Source organism: Mesorhizobium sp. M7A.F.Ca.US.005.03.2.1, from assembly GCF_003997795.1.
GTDB lineage: Bacteria > Pseudomonadota > Alphaproteobacteria > Rhizobiales > Rhizobiaceae > Mesorhizobium > Mesorhizobium ciceri.
This window is the reverse complement of the sequence record NZ_RZRP01000702.1, coordinates 1-3351: the sequence shown is the minus strand read 5'-3', so window position 1 is coordinate 3351 and position 3351 is coordinate 1. Positions and strand designations below refer to the sequence as shown.

Annotated in this window: 6 protein-coding genes; all 6 read left to right on the top strand. The window is 61.2% G+C overall.

What is annotated here, in order from left to right:
• The coding region (locus EN991_RS28675) for a phosphoribosyltransferase family protein (protein ID WP_281058817.1) at positions 1-246 on the top strand (246 nt) is incomplete at its 5' end.
• A 14-nt stretch (positions 247-260) separates the two neighbouring features.
• Entirely contained in the window at positions 261-662 is a 402-nt protein-coding gene (locus EN991_RS28670) for a VOC family protein (RefSeq protein ID WP_127370005.1), read from the top strand.
• A 252-nt stretch (positions 663-914) separates the two neighbouring features.
• Complete coding sequence (locus EN991_RS28665) at positions 915-1514, top strand: DUF2062 domain-containing protein (RefSeq protein ID WP_013532587.1); 600 nt, start codon at positions 915-917, stop codon at positions 1512-1514.
• Complete coding sequence (gene acpS, locus EN991_RS28660; protein ID WP_024503069.1) at positions 1511-1924, top strand: holo-ACP synthase; 414 nt, start codon at positions 1511-1513, stop codon at positions 1922-1924. Before EN991_RS28665 ends, acpS begins: the two co-directional genes overlap by 4 nt.
• 78 nt (positions 1925-2002) lie before the next feature.
• Positions 2003-2752 (top strand): signal peptidase I, encoded by a 750-nt coding sequence (gene lepB, locus EN991_RS28655; protein WP_127267160.1) that lies wholly within the window; start codon positions 2003-2005, stop codon positions 2750-2752.
• On the top strand, positions 2752-3351 hold a 600-nt coding region (gene rnc / locus EN991_RS28650; RefSeq protein WP_127370006.1), incomplete at its 3' end, for a ribonuclease III. The genes lepB and rnc, both read left to right, overlap by 1 nt.

The window sequence follows — 3351 nt, the reverse complement described above, 5'->3', positions numbered from 1 at the left end:
GTCGTCATCGTCGAGGACATCGTCACCACCGGCCTGTCGATCCGAGAGACCATCGAGTGCCTGCGCGAGCTTGGCGCCGAGGTGGTTGCCGCGGCCTGCATCATCGATCGTTCGGCCGGCAAGACTGATGTCGGCGTGCCGCTCATCGCGCTTGCCGAGTATGAGGTCCCGGCCTATCCGGCCGACCGGCTGCCGCCGGAGCTTGCCGCCATCCCGGCGATCAAGCCCGGCAGCCGCAACATCTGACGGGGCATGCCGACATGCGTGAAGACGAATTGGAAATGATCGCCGGCATCGATCATTTCGTGCTGACGGTCGCTTCGCTGGAAGTGACCTGTGAGTTTTACCAGCGCGTGCTGGGTTTTGAGCGCATCGACGCGGCCGATCGACCGACGGCGCTGGCTTTCGGTAGCCATAAGATCAATGTGCATGAGGTCGGCCGGACTTTCGAGCCAAAGGCGAAGTCGCCGACATCAGGATCAGGTGATTTCTGCCTGATCACCGAGCGGCCACTGGATGAGGTCCGTGCGCGGCTCGCGGCCAATGGTGTGGTGGTGGAACTCGGCCCGGTTGAACGTATCGGGGCCCGAGGTCCAATGATGTCGGTCTATTTCCGCGACCCGGACGGCAATCTGGTCGAGGTCAGCGAATACCTGCCGTAGCCGCTGGCGGCGCTGTGCCTTTCGGCGATGCGACTGCCGTTCCTTAAATTTGCCGCGATTGTCCAATGTTCGAAGCAAGACCAGCCGCCCCGAAGGGCGGCGACAAGCGCGGCACAAAAGGTGTTTGGTTGTTCTTGCGCCAGCGCGTTGTTATATAAGCTGGCGATTGCCATAGGGTGATCGTCAAGCGCAAGATGTGGCTGCCACGCCCGGCTGAAGGTGCCGTTGCGGGCGCTGTGGAACGGGAACAGAGTGCTATTTCGACGCCGCAAGCCTGATGGCCTTTATGAGCGGGTGCGTACCTATCTTTGGCCGCGCCGCTCGTTTTCGCGCTCGCTTCAGTATTTTTCCAAGCGCATCCTGCGGCTGAAGGCCACACCGCATGCGGTGGCGGCCGGCGTTGCGGCCGGTGTCTTCGCTTCATTCTTCCCCGTCGGTTTCCATTTCATCATCGCTGCCATCCTGTGCTGGGTGATCGCCGGCAATTTGGTGGCGGCGGCGCTTGGCGCCGTTTTTTTCGGCAACCCGCTCACCTTCCCGTTGCTATGGGGCGCGTCGTGGGAAACGGGCAAGCTCATCCTGCATGACCGTTTGCCGACACATGGGCCGCCGGCGCATCTGGGCGAGATGTTGCACAACCTCTCCTTCGCGCAATTGTGGAAACCGGTCCTTGAACCGATGCTGATCGGTGCGGTTCCGCTCGGCTTGATCTTCGGGCTGCTGTTCTACGCCATCACGCGCTGGGGCATGAACGCTTTCCGCGAACAGCGGCGCAAACGCCTGGCCGAGCGCGCAAGCCGGCATGCGCAATCGTCCCATCCCGGCGCAAGCATCGGTTCCACTGCGCGATGATCATCGGCATCGGCAGCGACCTGATCGACATCAGACGCATCGAGAAATCGCTGGAGCGTCACGGCCAGCGCTTCGTCCAGAGAATCTACACCGACATCGAACAGGCGCGTTCGGACAATCGACGCGCCCGCGCGGCCTCCTATGCCAAGCGTTTCGCCGCCAAGGAGGCCTGCGCCAAGGCGCTGGGCACCGGACTGGCGCAGGGCGTGTTCTGGCGCGACATGGGTGTCGTCAACCTGCCCAGTGGCGCGCCGACCATGGCGCTGACGGGAGGAGCGCAGGCCAGGCTGGACAAAATCCTGCCAAAGGGCCATCGGGCGGCAATCCACCTCACCATCACGGATGATTTCCCGCTCGCTCAAGCCTTTGTGATCATCGAGGCGCTGCCCGTCGAAGAAGCGCCACATTGATTGCCTCTGACGACCGGCATTGACGTTGCCCAGCGCGCGCCGAGACTCTATACCATCCAACGCACAATCGAGGACGACATGAGCGTGGCTGAAAAATCCGAGAAGAAATCCGGCGGGCTTGGCGAGACCGTCAGCGTCATCGTCCAGGCGCTTTTGCTCGCCCTGGTCATCCGCACGCTGCTGTTCCAGCCTTTTTCGATCCCATCGGGATCAATGCGGCCGACGCTTTTGGAAGGCGACTATCTGTTCGTCACCAAATGGTCCTATGGCTATTCGCGCTATTCGCTGCCTTTCGGACCCGATATTTTTTCGGGCCGCATCTGGGGCGCCGAGCCGAAGCGCGGCGACGTGGCGGTTTTCAAGTTCCCGCCTGATCCGTCCGTCGACTACATCAAGCGCGTTGTCGGCCTGCCGGGTGACAAGATCCAGGTCAAGGACGGCCAGCTTTTCATCAACGGCGTCGGCGTGCCGCGCGTGAAAACAGGCCAGATCGACAATCCCGACATCACCGAGGAATCGCGCCCGATCGATGTCTATCGTGAGACCCTGCCCAACGGCGTCAGCTACGACACGCTTGACCTGAATTCGAACTCGATCGGCGACAACACCCGCGAATTCGACGTGCCGCCCGGCCACTATTTCATGATGGGCGACAACCGGGACAATTCCGCCGACAGCCGTTTCACTGTCGGCTACGTTCCCGCGGAAAATCTGGTTGGCCGCGCCAATCTTGTCTTCTTCTCGATCGCCGGCAAGGCGAGCCCTCTCGAAATCTGGAAATGGCCGTCGCTGATGCGCGCTTCGCGCCTGTTTCACTTCGTCAATTGATGGCTTTGAAGCGCCCGACAGGCGAAACACTGGCCGGTTTGGTGAAGGCCAAGACCGGTTACGTCTTCAAGGATATCCGTTTGCTCGAGACCGCCTTGACGCATTCCAGTGCGGTCAAGGCGGCCACCAACAACCAGCGTCTTGAATTTCTTGGCGACCGCGTGCTCGGGCTTGTCGTCGCCGATATGCTTTTCGAAAAATTTCCCGATGCGCCGGAAGGTGAAATCGCGCCGCGCTTCAATGCGCTGGTCGATGCGCGGACCTGCTCCGAAATCGGCATCGAAATGCAGCTGGAGGATCTGGTCCGCGCCGATTCTGCCTTGAAGATGCGGTCGCGCGGCTCGGGCGGAAACTATCTGGCGGATGCGGTCGAAGCGCTGATTGCGGCGGTTTACGTCGACGGTGGCATCGAGGCCGCGCGGCGGTTCGTCCTGCGCTATTGGGAACCGCGCTCGCATACGGTGATCGCAAAGCCGCTCAATCCGAAATCCGATCTGCAGGAATGGATTGCCAAGACCAGCGATATCAGACCCGAATATGTGATCGACAAGCGCGAGGGACCCGACCATCAGCCGGTCTTCACTGTATCCTTGCAGGTC